Source organism: Pseudomonas sp. BIGb0558 (assembly GCF_024807515.1).
GTDB lineage: Bacteria > Pseudomonadota > Gammaproteobacteria > Pseudomonadales > Pseudomonadaceae > Aquipseudomonas > Aquipseudomonas yamanorum_A.
Window position 1 is genome coordinate 1 of the sequence record NZ_JANUEW010000054.1, and the last position, 18696, is coordinate 18696.

5 protein-coding genes are annotated in these 18696 nt (G+C 63.6%); 3 read left to right on the forward strand and 2 right to left on the reverse strand.

The genetic code is table 11. The features are described from left to right. Window positions 1-117 precede the first annotated feature (117 nt). Window positions 118-603: an Lrp/AsnC family transcriptional regulator gene (locus M2400_RS31140; RefSeq protein ID WP_177079437.1), complete on the reverse strand. Its 486-nt coding sequence runs from the start codon at window positions 601-603 to the stop codon at window positions 118-120. A gap of 137 nt (window positions 604-740) precedes the next feature. Here M2400_RS31140 and M2400_RS31145 point away from each other — a divergent pair, with 137 nt between their 5' ends. The 3 genes from M2400_RS31145 to M2400_RS31155 all read left to right on the forward strand — a co-directional run bounded on the left by M2400_RS31145 (window position 741) and on the right by M2400_RS31155 (window position 5989). Beyond that, the gene (locus tag M2400_RS31145) at window positions 741-2567 is read left to right on the forward strand and encodes a tyrosinase family protein (protein ID WP_259201117.1); all 1827 of its coding nucleotides are present in this window, start codon (window positions 741-743) and stop codon (window positions 2565-2567) included. Next, window positions 2564-4303: a hypothetical protein gene (locus tag M2400_RS31150; RefSeq protein WP_259201116.1), complete on the forward strand. Its 1740-nt coding sequence runs from the start codon at window positions 2564-2566 to the stop codon at window positions 4301-4303. The genes M2400_RS31145 and M2400_RS31150 overlap by 4 nt, the downstream gene beginning before the upstream one ends. Window positions 4304-4381: 78 nt before the next feature. Then, entirely contained in the window at window positions 4382-5989 is a 1608-nt protein-coding gene (locus M2400_RS31155; protein WP_259201114.1) for a hypothetical protein, read from the forward strand. Window positions 5990-6049: 60 nt separating this feature from the next. On the opposite strand, the gene M2400_RS31160 is transcribed toward M2400_RS31155, so the two are convergent. Further along, the gene (locus M2400_RS31160) at window positions 6050-18565 is read right to left on the reverse strand and encodes a filamentous hemagglutinin family protein (protein ID WP_259201112.1); all 12516 of its coding nucleotides are present in this window, start codon (window positions 18563-18565) and stop codon (window positions 6050-6052) included. Window positions 18566-18696: the final 131 nt, after the last annotated feature.

Here is an 18696-nt window from a genome sequence, read left to right on the forward strand (position 1 = left end):
CGAGGTGCCGACAGGCGGGGCAGAGCCCTTTGCTTACTTTGGGGCTTTTCCAAAGTGAGTCGCTGTAAGAGCGAAACCATAAGCCGCCGTTACCTGAATAACGGATATACCCCCCAATCACAGCAACGACAAAGGCAACGGCAACTCATAAGACTTCTTGACCGTCCGCACCACCAACGTAGACGAATAAGTACGAATCGGAATATCCCGGTAAATATCTAAAAACCGATATATATATTCAGTGTACTCAGTGGCATCCCGAAACTTCGCCACCATCACAAAATCAAACTCCCCGGTCAGCAGATAGCAGTCCTGAATCTCCGGGTGACTCGCCAGGATATGCTGCATCTTGCGGTCAATATCGTTGCTGTCCCTATCAAGCTTGATCAAAAAGAACGCCGTCACCTGAATCCCAAGCTTTCGCTCATCCAGCACCGCCACTTTCGCCTTGATAATCCCGACACTCTCCAACCGCCTGATACGCCGGTAACAACTGGTCGAAGACAGCCCCACACTGTCACTCAACAACTCCAGACTCTGGCAGCAATCCCTTTGCAACTTCCCCAGAATCTTCAAATCCATGGCATCTGTCATTTTTTCCATATCTTCCTTGAAAAAACTGCAATGAATCCACCGTAAACACCCGCCAATTTGCACAAATCCTGCGCAGCGGCGCACTAACATCAATCCAGCTTAGCAGCCCAGCCAAATCAGGCATCGGGCAGCATGAGAGGGATCTTATGATAGTCGCGAAACCGACATGGGCCACGGATATCCACGGCCTCTTCAACGCCCCCTACTGGATCCCCCAAGACCAACGCCCCGCCGTCGTCGCCTCCTGGGTAGGCTGCATGAACGCCTACTTCGTGTTCCTCGAAGACCCCGCCTCGGTCAAGACCTGGTCCGAAACCATCTACCAGCACCTGGCCTCGCGCAGCATGCCGCTGACCCTCGACCAGCAGCAGTTCTGGCCCATCGATGCGCTGGAAACCTTCAGGCTATGGGTCAACCAGGGCTGGCGCCTCACCCCAAGCTCACCCTTCGATGAAGCCGAACGCATTCCCCCGCCCGACCTGCCCCACCCGGTCAAACGGGTGCGCCAGGACATTCGCGCCCTGAGCCTGGAACAACTGAACCTGTACCGCTCGCGCCTGGACGATGTGATGCAGGTGGCCAATGCCGACAGCGGCTCACCGTGGCAGCGCTACGCCTATATCCACACCAACTGGTGCCTGCATTACCAGGAAGCGTTTGCCCTGTGGCATCGCGCCTATCTGCTGTACCTGGAAGCCCTGATCGACTGCCCGATTCCCTACTGGGACTGGATGGCCGAAGACGCCAGTGTCGACGGCAGCCCACAGGCCGGTCTGCCCCAGGCGTTTCTCGATGAAACCTACGTGCACCCGCATACCGGTGAGGTACGGCCTAATCCGCTGCGCTACGCCGCCGCCAAGGACGGCTGCTCGAAGGTCTGTGAAAAGGCCCCGGTGACGGGGGTGGATTGCCGTTTCGTGCAACGCAACCCGCTGTTCTACACCCAGGGCGAGACGATGCGTTTCGAACGCACCCGGCTGTACGGCATGAGCCGGATTTTCCAGCAGCAGGTGGTGGACGCCCTGACGTTCACCAGCTTCAGCCAGCCCCAGGGCGTGCCGGGTTATCCGTGGGCGAATATCCCGGTGTTTGATCCGCCCCAGGAAGACTACCTGTACCCCAACCGCGCGCTGAATTTCGATGGGCTGTACGAGCAACCCCATGACAACTATCACGGCTGGATCGGCGGCGACATGGCCGACAACGCCTACACCGCGTTCGACCCGGTGTTCAGCTCCTACCACGCCAATATCGACCGGATGCTCGAGGTCTGGATCCGTGCCCACCCGGCCGCGCAATACACCACCCAGTGCCTGCTCCAGCCCTTTTCCGGCAGCGAGGCCAGCACCGTCACGTTCACCAGTGCCGACGCCTGGCGCTACACCACGTTGGGGGACATGGCCCAGGACAGTCGGCATATCGGCTACGACTACGGCGCACCCGTTGCCCCGCCCTTCGGTACCCGCCATCCTGCTGCAAAGGCGTGTTGCCAGCGCAGTTCGACGCCCGCGCAGGCCACGGAACACGCCGCAGGCCTGGGGCCGTGGGTGGTGTTCGACCACGTGCGCTGCACCCACGACACTTACCTGATCGACGTCTTCCTCAACCAGCCCGACGCCACGCCGCAGCAGGTGAGCGCCGACAATCCGCACTATGTCGGGCGCTTCAGCCGCATCGGCATGGGCCTGGTGGATGACAAGGGCCGCTGCATCACTCACGGCGTGTCTCGCGCCCTGAATGCGGCGCGCAACACCAGGGCACTGAACCTCGGCCCCACGGACACGACGCAGTTGTCCGTGGTGGTCACCCATCCCGATAGCGGCCGGGTATTGACGCCTGAAGAGTACGCGCCGCTGCCTGGCTTTATCGCCCAACTGGTGTGGGACGACCCGCGCCAAACCTTCGCCGGCCCTCCTCCGAGTGCCGGTTGCTGCTCCGCTTCCACCACCACAACACCTGGAGAACCGACATGAGCACACCCTTCAAACAGTTCACCTCGCCCGCCGGGCAAGCGCCCAAGGACTACAACAAACTGGGCCTGGAAGACCAACTGCCGCAGTTTGAAACCGACTGGAACAACGACCTCACCGGCTGGACCCAGTCCGCGATCATCGGCAACCCGTGGTCGGGCCTCAATGACGCGCCGCGTTCGGGCTATTACAATCCGCTGGTGGAGGGCTACGGCCCCACCACGCCACCGGCGATCACCTGGGCGCCCTTCCCCAACCGGCTGTGGACGTTCTTCTACAACAATGGCACCGCGGTGATTCCGCAGCTGGGCGGCAAGGCCATGACGTTGCAGCAGGTGATGGAGCTGACCGACAACGGCCAGATCACCCTCAACAACACCCCGTACACGCTCTACGATCCGAACAAGCAAGGCACCCTGCTGCAATTGCCCGTGACCCGCTGCCCGAGCATTGACTGGCAAGGCAAGTACAAGGATTTCTCGCCCTCGGGCCCACGCGGCTGGCTGGACGAATACTGCGAGTGGTCGATCGTGCGCGACCCCGGTACCCGGAACATGCGCAAGATCACCTTTACCTGCGAAAACCCGGCGTATTTCCTCGCCATGTGGCGCATCGACCCGAACGCGGTACTGGGCCTGTATCGGGACTACATCGACCCGCAGGTGCAACTCGAGGACCTGTACTTGCGCTACACCGCCGACTGCCCGACCGGCAACAAGGGCGACCCGGTGATGGACCCCACCACCGGCCAGCCAGCCTATGACACGGTGAACAAATGGAACGCCGGCACCGCCTGCGTGCCCGGCCAATATGGCGGCGCGATGCACCTGACCTCCGGCCCCAACACCCTGAGCGCCGAGGTGTACCTGGCGGCCGCGGCCACCATCCTGCGGCCGCTGAGCAGCAGCCAGAACTCCCAGGCGCTGATCTGCTGCGCGCAGTACGGGCAGAACTACCGCAACTCCGACCCGCATATCGGTTTTTCGGCCAACAGCGTGGCGGTGAATAACCGGCTGTCCCTGACCAACCCCATCGGCCTGTACCTGCAGCAACCCACCGACTTCTCGGCGTGGAAAGGTCCACAAGGCCAGGACGTCAGCCAGTACTGGAAAATTACCCGAGGCACCGCCAAATCCGCCGCCAACGGCTCCGACCAGATCCTGCAGGCGGTGTTCGAGGTGCCGGTCAGCGCCGGGTTCTCGATCAACGACATCACCATCAGCGGCCAGTCCATCGACTACGTGTGGGTGATTGCCCAGCAATTGCTGGTGGGGCTGAGCGTGACCACCACGCCCATCAGTCCGACACCGGATTCTTGCCCGTGCGTGACGGATCGGGTCAACGGTGTGCAACCCTGGCCGGTACAACTGCTGCCGCTGGATCTGTTCTACGGGCAGTCGCCCACCGACCTGCCAGCGTGGCTGGCTCCCGGTACCAGCGGGCAGTTTGCCCTGGTGGTGCAAGGCGCCGACCTCAAGACCACCGCCGAGACGGCGCGGGTGCAGTTTTCCAATCCCGGCGTCACGGCGGTGGTCACGAAGTTCCTGCCCGACGCCTCGGCCATCCCCGGGCAGACCAACTCCGGCGGCACCCAGGGCTACCTGCTGACCATCACTGTGAGCCCCACCGCCGCACCGGGGCTGGTGACGGTGCGCGCGCTCAACCCGGGCGAAGCCGATAACCCCAGCGCGACGGAGCACCCATGGGAATCCGGGTTGGCGCTGGTGCCTGGCGCCTGATCTGAACGCTCCACCGTCCTTGTGGGGAGGCAGCTTGCTGCCTCCCCACAGGTTTACCTTCATGCAAGGAGCGCGATGATGTCCAGGTTACGCTTGAGTGTTTTATCGCGGCTGGCCAGTGTGGTGCTGAGCCTGTTTGCGCTGCAGTCAGCCTATGCAACACCCCAATCCGATGCAGACGCCTGCGTGCAGCAGCAGTTGGTGTTCAACCCGGCCAGCGGCGGCTTCCTGCCGGTCAACAACTTCAACGCCACCGGCCAGAGCTTCATGAACTGCTTTGGCTGGCAGCTGTTCATTGCCCTGAACTGGCCGGTGAACCCCGGCTGGCCGACCACCGCCGCCCTGGCGGGCGAACCGGACATGAACAGCAGCCTGGCGCAGTTCGGCGTGCCGACCACCGCCGGGCAACCGATGACGGTGGCGCCGGTATGGGCCAGCTACAAGGACGCCAACGATATCTTCCTGCCGGGTGCGCCTGTGCCCTCGGGCTGGGGCGTGCAAACCCTGGTGCCGTCCAATTGCAGCACCCAGGGCAGCCTCAAGGCGATGTCGGTGGGGGCGCGCAAGTTCATGACTGCCACCTCGGAAAGCGCGATCAACGCCCGCCACGGTTTCCACTTGTCCAGCGGCACCCTGGCGACGATTCCCGACCCGATCATGGAAGCCTCCGGCGGCTGGCTGACGGATCAGGCGGGCCAACTGGTGTTCTTTGAACGCAAGGTCGGCAAGGCCGAGTTTGATTACATCGTCAGCAAAGGACTGTACGACGCCGCCAATCAGTTGAAGGTGGCGCAGAACCTCGACAACCAGAACCCAGGCGGGCTGTCCTTGCCCATTGGCGAACCGATGCGCTCACTGCCGCCGACCCCGGTGCCACAGGAACAACTCGGGGCGCTGGAGCTCAAGGCCGCGTGGCGCATTCTCACCGGCAAGCCCGAACTCTACGGACGCTACCTGACCACCGTCGCCTGGCTGAAAAACCCGGCCACCTTGCAGTGCACCCAGCAAGTGGTGGGCCTGGTGGGCCTGCATATCATCAACAAGACCCAAGCCTCGCCCAACTTCATCTGGACTACTTTCGAACAGGTGGACAACGTGCCGGAACCCAACCAGGTGCCGCCACAGCAGACACCGCCCGACAGCTTTGCCTTCAACAACCCCAACTGCGGCACCGGCCCCGAATGCAAGCCGAACGTGGCGCGTATCCAGTGCAAACAGCATCATCCCGACCGCGACTGCACCGAGCCGTACCCACGGGACCAACCGGTGCAAACCACCCGGGAACATCCGTTGCCCACTGAACTGCAAGCCCTGAACGGCGCAGTGCAGGCCAACTTCGCCCAGCAGAGCCAGGGCAAATCGGTGTTCCAGTACTACAAACTGATCAACGTGCTCTGGACCCTCACCCCCAACCCGCCCGTCCAGCCGGAACCGGGTGTCAGTGCGGCGGTGCCGCTGTCCTACGGGCCGTTTATCAGCCAGGGCAATGTGCCGGTGGCCAACACCACCCTGGAAACCTATGTGCAGGGCGATAACTGCAACGCCTGCCACCAGTACGCGACCATCGCCGGCAGCTCGACCCTGGCCTCGGACTTTTCATTCCTGTTCAACAGCGCCGACTCGGCCCAGAAGAAAAGCCTGGTCAAACGTGTGAAAGCGTTCGAAACCATCAAGGACCAACCCTGAAGACAAAAAAGGGGCGATCAATGATCGCCCCAAATACAACGAGAGGTCCTTTTCTGCACACTACAAACTGATCTGCTGGCGCTCCTCATCCGTCAACTGCGCCCGCGCCTGGTCACTCAACGGCCCGGCGCCGAGTACCTGCACCGGGCTGTTGGGGTTGTAGCCCGAGGTCTTCTGCTGATCCTGGGGCTTGCGTTCCACCGGCTCACTGCCAAAGCTCAACACTTCCACCGTGACAATCGACGCCCGGCCCTGTTTGGCCGCCGCCTGCTGGCTGCGCGCCGCGTCTTCGGCCGCCTGGGACGCCGCTGCGCCGGCCGCGCTCGCCGAGCTCATGGCCCCGGTGTTCACCGCCGCCGATACCGGCACCCCGGACGACTTGCCCTGGGTCTGGATGTTGGCGGCGTTGACCACCCGCAAGGCGGCAATGTTGATGTTGCCGGAGACACGAATCCCCGCCTCGCCCGCATCGATGGTGCCCAGTGGCGCGATCAGGTCGATGTCGCCGGCCGGTACTTCCGGGATCGGGTTCAACGTCGCGATCCCCGCACCGGTGCTCGGCACCGCTGGCGACAACGTCACGTTGCCCCAGTTGTCATAGACCCGCTTGGGCGGCGTGTACACCACGGTGGTCTTGGAACCGCGACCGGCGTTGATGTCGCCCTCGCCGGACCAGCCCAGAATCGAGCCGCCAAAGGTGGTCATGATGCGACTCTGGCCCAACAGGATGCTGCCCAGGGAGTACAGCTGAATGTTGCCCGTGCCCTGGGTTATCACACCCGCCGAGGCCGGTGGTGCCACGCCTTCGATACCGAAGGTCTGGCTGCCGCCGGGGGTGAGCATCTGGATCGAGCCGCCGAAGTTGGTGTGCACACCTGCCCCGCCAAACAGGCGGATATCGCCCTGGTAGGTAAGCGTGTTGCCCGCCACGTCCTTCTCCGGGAACAGCGCCGCAATCGCTGCCCGGCCACGGGCATAACTGCCTTGGCGTACACCGCCGACCTCGTTGTACTCGCGCCCGCCCGCCTCCAGTTCGGCAAAGTACACCTCACGGGCAAACACTCGTTGCTGCTCGGCAGGCAATTGCATGAAGTAAGCCACGGCCTGCTCGCTGTCACCGGCAAAACCGAAGCGCTCAGCCAGCCACGCCACCAGTTCGTTTTCGTAGGTCTTGGCCACTTTGCCGCCCGAGGCCGACAACGGTTCGCCCGACGCAATCTGGTTGGCCGCGTTGAGGTAAGCCGCCACAAAGCGCTGGTAATCGCCGCCGTTGGCGCCTGCACCGGCCTGCATGACGATGCTTGCACCTGGACGCAAGTCGCCGGCAATGATCGGGCCGAGACTGGTCACGCTGACCTTGTCGTCCATCACGATATTGCGCCCGGCAGTGATCTCCAGCGCGCCAGGGCCTGCAATGTTGAAGCTGCTGTAGAGAATGTCGCGCCCGGCGGAAACGATGGAGATATCGGTGGCGTTGTTGTGAACGAACAGATTGCCCGAGGCGAGCACGCCCGGAACAATCTCGCCATTGTCATTGGGGTTGGCACCGCTGCTGACGATATCGCGCCCGGCCATCATCCATACCGGCCGGCTGCCTTCGTACCAGGTCTCGCCGGCATGCGGCACGTTGATGTTGTTGTAGCCGATGATCCGGCCGCTGCTGACGCCAACCAGATCCCCGGTCAGGGCGTAGAAACGTGAAGGATCTGCGGTGTTGCTCAACGGCTCAGAGGCTGTGCCCGGGCCAAAAGCGAACAACGACATTCCCTGATTGCCGTAGGTGTTGTAGTTGCCCGTGCTGGAGGTGTTGCCGTAGTTGCTCGCGCCCAGGGTGGCGGCAATTGCCGGATTCCACGGGGTAGCCATACTGCTCGGCGCCGAACCGGATTGAGTGACACTAAAACCACCGGCGTAGATCGAGTCTTGCGCCAGAAATTGCAGTTGCCCGTTTTTGCCAGGGGCCAGCAGCAGCGGGTAGCTGTAGATAGGCGTATCACGGAACGTGGCGGCCTTGCCGTAGTAAAGGCTGCCACTGGCCGCGGTCGCCCTGACGATCGACGGATAGACCACCGCCAGGTCCGTGTAGGTCGGTGCGATAACAAAAGGCGTCAGATTGCCGCCTTCGGTATACAGGTCAATGGCGGTATTGGGGGTCCACAAGGTGAACCAACTACTGGAGCCGCCATTTACGCCGTCACGGCTGAAGGCCGAGCGGTTGTACTGCTGCGCACGCCCCGCATCTTCAACCGTCTGCACCACCAGGTCGCCCAAGGTATGCAAGCTGAACGTGGAGTCGCCCGCCACCAGCGTCAGCCCACCCTGCGGCGTACTGCGGCTGGCCCGCTCGGGCTCCAGCGCGCGAACCTCACCCGGCACCTGGGTGCCGGTGCCGTAGCGCAAGTCGATGCGCCCGATGCTGGCGGCCTGCACTTGCACGTTGCCGCGAGTATTGACCAGCACACCATCGCGATTGCCGCTGGTTTCCATAATGGCGACAGGGTTGAGCGCACCTCGCACGCGCACCCGCATGTCGCCGCCACCGGTCAGTTGCAGGCTGCCGTCGCTGCTTACCCGGCCGGTGCTGCCGACTGCCAGCACCAGGCCCTGGGTACGTTTGTTGGTGACATCCCCAACGAAATTCGGGATTTTCAACGTGCCCGCATCGCCGCCCACGTTTACATCCAGGTCACCGCCCCCCAAGGTGCCGAAACCGGTGAAGCCAATCAGGTTGTCAGCGACGATGTTGGTGTAGGTGCCAAAGTTGATCCACCACGCCGTGGGCTGGGCCTGGCCGCCGGTTGCAAACTCGCCACTGCCCTGGCGCCACAACCAGTTGCCGATATCGGCCGTGTTGCTGCCCCCATCGTAGGGGTTGGGGCGCGAAGGGGTTGAGAGGCCACCGGCATCCACGTGGCCCGTCAGGTCGCCACCGACGTTCAGCGTCAGGTTCCCGCCCGCTTGCGGGTACCAGGCGCGGTACAGGCTCTGGCTGCCCCCGTTGACGAACTGTTCGAAGTAGCTGTCGGGATCCTTGAGCACCGTGCTGCCGCCCGCCAGGGCCCGCGGCTGGTTGAACGGGTCACCCGCCTCAGTGGTGGTGGACGAGGTGCCGGCCGTGTACACACCGTACGTCGAGTTCACACTCAGGTTGCCCGCGCTCAGCAATTGCAGGTCACCGGTGCCGGTGCGAACCACGCTGAACAGCGAGTTGGATGGGGTCGGCGCGTATTCCTTGCCGCCCGAGGCCACACAGTACGACGGTGTGCTCTGGCAGAATTCCGCCACGGTCTGGCCCGTCATCTCCAGCATCCAGGCGTCATCCATCGCACTTCCGGGTTGAACAATGATGCCTTGGCCAGCGAGTTCATCGGCCGCCTGCTGGCTCCAGGCAAAGGCCGCTTTGGCCGAACAGTATTCCGGGCTATTGCCGCAGAAATCGGCAATCGAACCCAGGCCAAACTCATCAAGGATCGATTGATCGACCGGGTCACCTTCCTTGACTGTTACACCGTTATTGGCAAGGTCCTGGACCGCAAAAGCGGTCCACACCAGCACACCTTTGGGCGGCAATTCCTTGGCGAACATGCCGTAGTGACTGTCGGCCAGGCGCAGCGTGCCGCTGCTCGGGTCCGGCTTGAGCAGCCGACTGTCCGCAGCCTCGGTGTCAGCCCCCGCGACCAGGCGCAATGACCAGGATTGCGACCCTTCGGCCAGCATCGGGGAAATGGCCCAGAGTTGCCCCTGGCGCCCGGCCACTTCAGGGCGCAACTCGATCGAATCCACCCCGCCCACCAGCTTGACGTCGGTGCCGACCGGAATCAGTGCGCCACGCGCCAGGGCGATGTTGCCATCCAGGGTGACGACATTCTTGCCGCCGTCCACAGCCCCGCTCAAGCCAGGCAATGGCACGCCTTTGGGCCAGGTCATGGCTCGCAGTTGGGTGGCCTGGGTCAGCAAGGTGCCGGCTTCCAGTTGCACCCCGGCTTGCAGGGTATACGGCTGGTTCAACAGCGTACCGGCCGCCAGCAACACAGCACCCGACGCATCCAGTACTGCTGCCGCGAGCACGGTACCCGCAGGCAAGGTCAGGTCCCGGGCCAGCGTGGCCCGGGTTGGCAGGCGGGTACCGGCCACTACGGTCATGCCTTTGATCGGCAAATCGTAGTTCAGCACCGAACCGCCGATGTAGGTGGTGCCATCGGCCAGGACCACACCATTGCCTGGCACGATGATCTCGCCGCCGGCGAAGTCCCGGCCCGCCAGCAACAGCCAGCCCTTGTCATTCATGGTGTCCGGTGGCGGCGAGAAGCCGTCGTTGAGGCTGCCATAGATGTTCAGGTCGCCGCCGGCGCGCAAGGTCAGGCTGCCGGATTCGCCCGAGCCATACACCGAGGTTTTCTGAGTGTTGGGGTTGAGGCTGGCGTAGCGGTAACCGGACAGGTCGACATCGCCCTGCACCACCAGGTCGCCGTCCGGAGTCTTGCTGATGATCTCCACGCCCGGGCGCAGGTGGAACGCGTCGGCGTAAGTGGCGTTGTTCAAACCGGCCAACTTGTTGCTCAACAGGTTGGTGTTTTGCAGCGCGGCGTTGATAAAGGCTGTGCTCAATACGTGCTTGCCATCCAGATACGCCTGATCAATGACCTGATACGGCCTGCCACTTGCGGTCGGGTCGGTCATCAGCGGCGCGTCGTCGTAGGTCGCCATGCCGTTGAGGGTGATCGCACGCGCACCTTTGATCGTCAGGTTGCCTCGTGCATCAATGGCGATGTCATTGTTGTCGATGCGCGGTGCGTTCAATTCCAGGGTGCCGCGATTGCGTCCGTCATTGCCAGCCGTGCCCGAGGTGCCGTGACGCAGGTCGATGGTCGCGCCATCGGCCAGGGTCAGTTGCCCGGTGCCGGACCCCAGTACCACCATCGCCCGGTTCGGGGAGTCGATGATCTTGCCGTAACTGTCCACCCGCACTTGGCTGCCGTGGGCATCCAGCACCGCGCTGCCGTCCAGGGTCAGGCCTTTTTTGCCGGCCAGGTTGATGCTGCCCACGCGCTCACCGCTGGCGTCCACCCGCCCGCTGACGCGCAGGCTGCCGTTGTCGACCGAGACGTTGATGGTGTTGGCCTTGAGGCCGTCACCGATGGTCAGGTCGCCCTGCTTGAGCTGGAAGCTGCGCGCGCCGAACACGCCCCCCTCGTTCAGGCGCTGGTTGAGTGCGGCAAACTGCTGATCCAGCGAGCCACTGGCGCCCAGGCGCTGGGCCTGGATTTCCAGGATGCCGCCGAGATACGGCACATAGGTGCCACCCGCGTTGTAATAGCCGCTGCTGCCCCCCAGGATCTTGCCTTGCAGGTCGACTGTGCCGCCGGCCGCATTCACCGCCACCGCGCGCAATCTGCCGCCCTGGTTGTACCTGGCCGACAGGTCGATGGTCGAGCCCGCCGCCTGCCGGATATTGCCGTCGCGGCTGTCGAGCAACACATCGCCGCCGGCGCCGTATTGGGTGATGTCGTTGAACACCACCGCGCGACCGGCCACGTCGATCAACGCGTCATCGGTCAGCACCACATCGTCAGTGGCTTGCAGCGTGACCTTGCCGCTGGGCAGTACCACTGCGGTGGCCAAGCGAATGGTCTGGCCTTTGAGCGACAACTCGCCGCCATAGCCTGCGACTGCACCACGGGTGTCGGCAGCGCCTGCGAGATCAATCGTGCCGCCCGCGGTGATGCGGTTCAGCGAGCCGCCTTCACCGGTCATCAGCGGCGTCACGATGTTGAGGTTGCCGCCGCTGTAGGCAAACCCGGTGACCGGGTCATACGTGCCCTGGCGCTGATACACCGACAGGCTGCCTTTGTGGTTGGCGGTAATCCGCTCGCGGGCATTCAGGTTGACGTTGGCAAAGCCCAGTACCAGGCGATCAAAGACGGTGTTGGTATCGCGCTGGGCAAAAGGCCCATAACCGAACTCGATACGTTCGGCGTTGATATCCAGGCGCCCACTGCCATTACCGGCGCCGCCAGCAATGACCGCGCCCGGCCCGCCTGTGGCGCCTTGCCAGATCAGGTTGGCGGTGTGAATGCTCGCCACATCATCGGCATTCCCCGAACCGTAGATCGCCGGCGTCGACAGCACCAGATTGCTCAGCAACGACTTGCCGGTCACCGAGTCATAGGTATCAAGGGTGGTGGTGCCGTAGAAATTGAACGCCTGGCCGGCCGACAGTTGCAGGGTTTCCAGCGCCGGAGCTCCCGACTGGGTGTCGCCGCGCATCAAACGCTCAAGCACTTGCTGGTTGAGCGTCAGGCCTGACGGCAACACATTGCGCGCAGCGGCATCGGCCAGCCCGGCCGTGCTGCCGACGTTGATATTGCTCAGGGCCAGCGCCAGGTGGCGAGTGCCGTAGCGCACCTGGTCGTCCAGCTGCAGGTCTTTGTCGGTCGCGGCGATAATACTGCCCTCGGAATAGATCGTGGTCTGCCCCGAGCAATTGCCGCCCGGGCACGCGCCGATCCTGATACCGCCCGTAGGCTCACCGTTGAGGTTTACGTAAGGCATTACATTGAGCAGGCCGTTGGACACGGCCAGCATGCTCGGCACCCCCTTGTAGACAAAACCATCACGCGCGTCATAGATCGCCGCACCGCGCCCCAGGGTATTGATCGAGGCCCCCTGCTCAACCACGATGTCGCCACGGCCCGATACCATGATCACTTCCGGGGCCGACAGGGTTGCCCCGCTGCGCAGGATGACCCCGGCCCCCGGGGTGTTGGAACCAAACGGAAACATGATGACGTTGCCGTTGCGGCCATATTCCACTTGGGGCAAACCGCCGATCATCAGGCGTTTGGCGCCCAGATTATTCAGGCTTTGGGCGGTCAGCGTCAGGCCCTCGTAGGCTGGCAGGGGGCTGTCGGCATCAACGATCTGGGTATCCCGGCTCTCGGCAGTGTCACCGCCCAGGTTGATCACCCCCACGGTGCCGCCGTACCCGCCTTTGGCGGCCTCAAAGTTGCCAATGCCCTGGAACGAGAACGTCTCTTTGCCCCCGCCGCCGTTAAACCCCAGCTTGAGGGTCTTGGCGTCCACTTCCAGCATCGGCCGTGGCACACCGAGCCTGGCGGCATCGGCAATGGCGAACTGGGCGTAGCTGGTTTCGTTGTACTGGGAGTAGCGGCGCAAGGTGTCAGCCGAGGTCAGGATCACCTGGCTGTTGACGCTGTTGTGAATGCCGGTGTTGATGATCGACAGTTGCCCGGCCGTCGACCACGACCCGTTGCGCATCAGCGTGGTTGTGCCGTCGCTGCCCTGGGCGGCGAGCCCGTTGATCTCCACCCGGAAAGCTCCCGGCTTCAGGGCGTAGGTGGACGGCATCAAGGTGTAGGTGCCTGCCGGCAAGCCCGGCACGCCCGCACCAATGGTGATCTGCTGGCCCAACAGCGGCGTACTCGCGCCGGCCTCGCCAGCCACCGGCGCATAGCCTGATTGAACGCCCGGCACGATGGCATAGACCGGGTTGGTGCTCAGCCCCGGCAAGGTAAAACCACCGTTGGCCCCGAACTGCACCAGCGGGTTGAAGCGCGCATCGGTAGAACCGCCGCGCCCGGAAATAAAGCCGGCCCCCAGCAATTCGCCGCCACCCGACAGGTCCAGCGTGGCGTCGGGCAATACGTCCACCGACTTGCCCCCCAGAATCACTCCGACCGACAGCTCTCCACCGTTGGCAGCGCCGATCCCGCCCTGTCCGGTAAAGACCACGGTCTTGCCGTTGTAGCGATAAACCTGGCCATCCACGGTGCCGCCATACGGCAACACCAGGCCCTTGGCGCTGACCGAGGTCAGGCTGCCGGGCAGCAGTTCAACCTTGTTGCTGCCCAGGTTGCCGAGTTCGATCAACCCCAGCGGCGCACGCAACACCCCGCCCTGCCTGATGGTGTAAGCGCCCAGTTGCAGGCGCCCGAACACCGAGTCCGGTGCCACGCCGTTATCATCGCCGACCTTCTCGATCGTCAGGGTGCGAGTCGGGTCGAAGATCAGTTGATTGCCCTTGTTGCCAAGGCTGCCTACCAGCACCTGGGCCTTGATCTCGGAGCCCGGGTAGATGCGTGCGGCGCGCAGGGTCATGTCGCCCGCTGAGCTCAAGACGGTGCTGAAACCACTGGGTGTATTGCCGCCATCGCTGCCGGCGAGAAAACGCAGATCGCCGCTGCTGTTGAGCCGGACCTGATCGAAGCCCTGCTCGGCGCCAAAGGCGAAGCGGTCGCGGATGTCCAGCAAATCGCTGTTGACAGTCAACGCGCCCTGGCTGCGAAACGTCGGCGAGGTATCGCTGATGTACGCCCGGGTCCACGCTTCCATCCCGGGTTTGTCCGGCTCAAGCAAACCACTGAGGAGTACATGCGGCGCACTGAGATTAATCTGCGAAGTCGGGTTCGCGTTACGGGTCAGGCCAATACCGCCTGAATACAGCTGCAGGCTTTGCCCCATGTGCAGCGAGGCATCGCCGTCGAGATTCAACGCCCCCCGCACCAGCAAGGTCAGGTTGTCAAAACCACCGGCCTGGATCTGGTCGATGCCGAGTGCGCCGTGACCGTAGATCAACGCGTCTGCCGCCGCTTCTGCAGTGTCGGGCAAGGCGCTGGTTTGATGCTGCTGGTTGAGCACCAGTTCGCGTACCGGCAGTACCCGGTCCTTGACGTGCAGCTTCAAGTAGTACGGCGACTCCAGTGCCAGCGCCAGACGCCCGCCGGCCGCTCCGGCGCCACCGGCGTTGGCGACGAAACTGCCGTCCAGGTACAAACCGTTGTTGGAAGCAAAAGCAATGTTGCCGCCGTTGCTGGCCACCCGCGTACGGCCCTGGCCCGGCAGATCGAGCAGCGCCTGGCTGCCGGATGCATCCAGGCGTGCACCTTCACGCACCACCACAAACAGGTCGCTGGCCTTCGCTATGCCGGTGACCGGATCGATATCGCCACCGACGCTGATCTGGCCGCCATTGCGTACCTGGCCATACACCCCGCCACGATTGTCGACAGCGGTTACGGCCCGGGAGGCCACGTCAATCACCGCCTGTTCGCCGATCCAGATCGACCGGCCATGGCCGTTGCCTTCGACTTGTGTGGAGTCGGTGTTGCTCAAACCCGCGAGGCTCACCGTGCCGCCCCAGGCATTGAGCGCGCCCTCGACGGTCAATTGGCCGATGCTGCGCAGGTTGATTCCCTGGCCGGGGTCGACGCTGATGACCGCGCCTTTGCCGACGGTCAGGGCAGTGGTCGCGGCCAGCGCGCCTGAAGCGATCGTGGTACCGGCATTGAGGTTCAGGCTGGCGCCACGGCGTTGAGTCAGCACGCCTTTGACGGCGTCCTCCTGGTACAGCGGGGACGCCCAGCGTTCCAGCGCCGTGGTCGGGTCGCTGCCGCTTGGGGTAGACAGTGCCTGCTCGCCCAAGCGGTAGACCGGCATGGACACATCGACCTGGGTGCCGTCAGTGACCAACAGCCCCTCGTTGCCGGTGATGTCGTACGCCGAGAAGCCCTTGTTGAAGAAGTCCCCTGCCAGGTGCAGGGTGTCGTCGCTCGGCGCCGTGGCGTTATCGCCGATCTGCACCTTGCGCGCCTGCACGGCCAGCGTACCGCCACCGTTGACGCCGTAACCACGAATCTCGCTGCCCAGTTCAAGCGCGTTCAGAGCCGCCAGGGTCGCGCTGCCGCCTTTGCCACCGATGACCTTGCCGTCCAGGCCAATGGTGGCCCCGGAGGACACGTCCACCACACTGCCTGCCGCCAGTTGCAGGTCGCCGGTGCTGCGCAGCGACACCTTGCCGCCGTCCAGATACGCCGCGCTGGCGTTGTTGACGCCGTCCTGCGCCAGGTTGCTCCAGCGCCCGGAAGCGTCCAGCTTGACCCCTTCGGCCACATTGACCCAGGCCCGAGTACCCGCCGTTGGCAGCAGGTACACATCGCCGACGGCCATGCTGCGATCCCTGTCGGGTTGGTTAAGCAGGTTGCCCGCGTTGAGGCTGCCACCGTTCGCCGTCAGGTTGGCATTGACCGCCACCCGCGGCGTAAACAGGGTGATGTCGCCGCCATCGGCCACTTTAAGCGCGCCGTTGACGGTGATCTGTTGCGTCGCGGCGCCTTTGATCGCGCCCAGTTCGAAGCCGTTGAGCAGGTCACTGTCAAGCATCACCTTGCCCTGGCGGTCAGCGGGCAAGGCCGCGTCCAGGTCCAGGCCATCGGCGATCTTTTGCGCGCCGGGCTCGAACAGAATCTCGCCGGTCACCGGGTTCAGGTTGTAGCGCAAAGTGCCGGTGCTTTTATTGAACACCGGCGTGTAGCCGCCGATGATCAGTTGCGCGCGTTGCGCGGCAGCCTTTTGCGACTGCGCATAGCCATCCATGTTGAGCGTCGGGGTGTTGATCTGACGATCCCCCTGGAACACGTCGCTGATCAATCGGCCTTCGAGCACCGCACTGGCGGTGCCGATCACCAGCTTGCCCGCGTCGCGGCCTACGGTGTAACCCGCCTCGTAGCGTTGTTGCGCGGCAATCAGCGGGTTGTAGTAATGGTCGGTGCGGCCCCAGCGTGCGCTGGTGTCTTCAAAGCCCTTGTAGAAACCCGAGTAGAGAATGTCCCCCGGTGCCTTCGATAGTTCATAAAGGCGGCCATCCGGGCCCTTGAGCCAGCTTTGCCGGATGTAGCCATCCTGCACGTCGATCGTGCCGCCCGACAGGTTGAACTGGGCGCCCTGTTCAGTCACCACTTCCTTGCCGGTAAACGTCAGCGTGCCACCCTGGGCCATCCACTCGCTGACGGTATGCCCTTGGGTGCCGAGGTAACCGCCGACCTCCAGCAGGCCACCGGCGGTGTACCAACGATCGGTGGCGTAACCATTGGCGCCCGCAGGCACAAACACCAGTTCACGCAGGTCAACCCACACATCGTTGTTGATCAACTGGCCGCCATCACGGTTGACCGGCGCATCGCGCTGCTCGTTACCCTGGACGTTGATCTTGATGTTGTTGGATTCCATCGACACCTTGACGCCAATCGCGCCGGACACATCGATCATCGCACCGTCACGCACCAGGCTACGCTGGCCTGCCGTGACCGCCACCTGACCGCCGGTGGCCAGGGTGATCGAGCCGTCCTTGAACTCCACGGTGCCGCCGCTGACGATCTCCACCCGGGACTGATCGACACGGTCACTGACCGTGCTCAGGTTGTTGAAGCGCCCGGTGGCCATATTGACCGCGTCTGGACGGCCGTCGAGGTTGATCAGGCCGTTGTCGCGCTGGCTGTTAAGCGCGGTGTTGCCGGTGCTGTCGAGAAGGATTGCCGTGGTGCTGCCCTGCCCCAGGGTCACGCTGGCGGTGGTATCGGTGACCGAGTTGAGCAGGTGCACGGTGCCTCGGTTATCCACCGAGGTGCTGGCCAGGGCCACGCCGTTTTGCTGCACCTGGTGCCCGGTCAGGGTGATGTCGCCCGTGGAGGCCAATATCAGCCCACTGTTGCTCACCTTGCCCGCACTGCTGCCCGGCTTGAGGCTGGTGGCCACTTCGTTGCCGCGGGTGGTGGAACCCTGGTTGCCCGAGGTGCCTACGCCGCGGCGAATGTAAAAGCTGTCGCCGGCGGCCAGGGTGGTCTGGCCCTTGGCGGTGATGATCGTGCCGGCGTTCTCGACCTCAGCCCCCAACAACAAAGCGTAGCCGCCGGAGTCGGTGGAAAGCGCCGGGGAGTGGGTCTGGATCAGCGCGCCACGCTGTACCTCGACCTTGCCTGCGGCGTCGGTAAACGTTGGCTGTGAACCATTGATATCGACGTAGATCCCGCGCTGGGTGAACTGGTCATCGGTGATGTTGGCGGCGGCGGCCACCAGGTTGCGCACGTTGACCTGGCTGGTGCCGCTGAAGACCACGCCATTACGGTTCATGATCATCACCGTACCGGCGCCGGTGATCTGGCCCTGGATCTCGCTGGGGCGTGCGTTGGGATCGTTGACCCGGTTGAGCAAGGCCCAGTTGGACTGCTGCTGGAAATCCACGGTGGTGTTGCGCCCGACGTTGAAGGTTTCCCAGTTGAGGATCGCTTTGTCGGCGGTCTGCTCGATGGTCACCGTGGTCTTGCCGCCGGATTGGTTTTGGGTCGGACCTTTGGCATTGACCCAGCCTTGGGTCAGGCTGTTGTCGACCTGCAGGCCGCCTTTACCGAGGCCGTCGGGAATGGTCGAGACCTGGCCAAGCGCCGCCTGCCGGCCCGCCGCCTGGGCTGCCTGCTGGGCGGCAATCGCCGCCACGCTGTTGTTCAACGTGCTGATGGAACGCGCCAGCTGCTGGTTGACCTTCGCCTGTTGATTCAACGCCGGAATCCCCGGCACCTGCCCGGTGCCGAGACGCGCCGCCGTGGCGGCCTGGGAGGCGCCCTTGTCGGCAAACCAGCCGGAACTGAACGCCGCCGAAGCGGCATGGGCATTGCCCGCCACCATCAACAAGGCAATCGCCTGGGCCAGCGGCTTGAGGCGCAGGACTGTCTGGGCACGTGGCGCCCGAGCATTCAGGTTAACCGGTGGTTTGCAGCGGACCATCAGGAATCTTCCTTATTTGTAATCGCCCGGGGGCAAGACACGCTCATGTATGAGGGTTAGGCGGTTGGCGCGGGGCGGGACCGAACTTCTGTCATCGAAAGTTCATGTGGGCCTGTTACGCAAAAAAAATC

What these genes read in the sequence shown, in the direction of transcription:
- M2400_RS31160 (WP_259201112.1), bottom strand. Translation starts at nt 18,565, where the DNA reads ATGGTCCGCTGCAAACCACCGGTTAACCTGAATGCTCGGGCGCCACGT.
- M2400_RS31155 (WP_259201114.1), top strand. Translation starts at nt 4,382, where the DNA reads ATGTCCAGGTTACGCTTGAGTGTTTTATCGCGGCTGGCCAGTGTGGTG.
- M2400_RS31145 (WP_259201117.1), top strand. Translation starts at nt 741, where the DNA reads ATGATAGTCGCGAAACCGACATGGGCCACGGATATCCACGGCCTCTTC.
- M2400_RS31140 (WP_177079437.1), bottom strand. Translation starts at nt 603, where the DNA reads ATGGAAAAAATGACAGATGCCATGGATTTGAAGATTCTGGGGAAGTTG.
- M2400_RS31150 (WP_259201116.1), top strand. Translation starts at nt 2,564, where the DNA reads ATGAGCACACCCTTCAAACAGTTCACCTCGCCCGCCGGGCAAGCGCCC.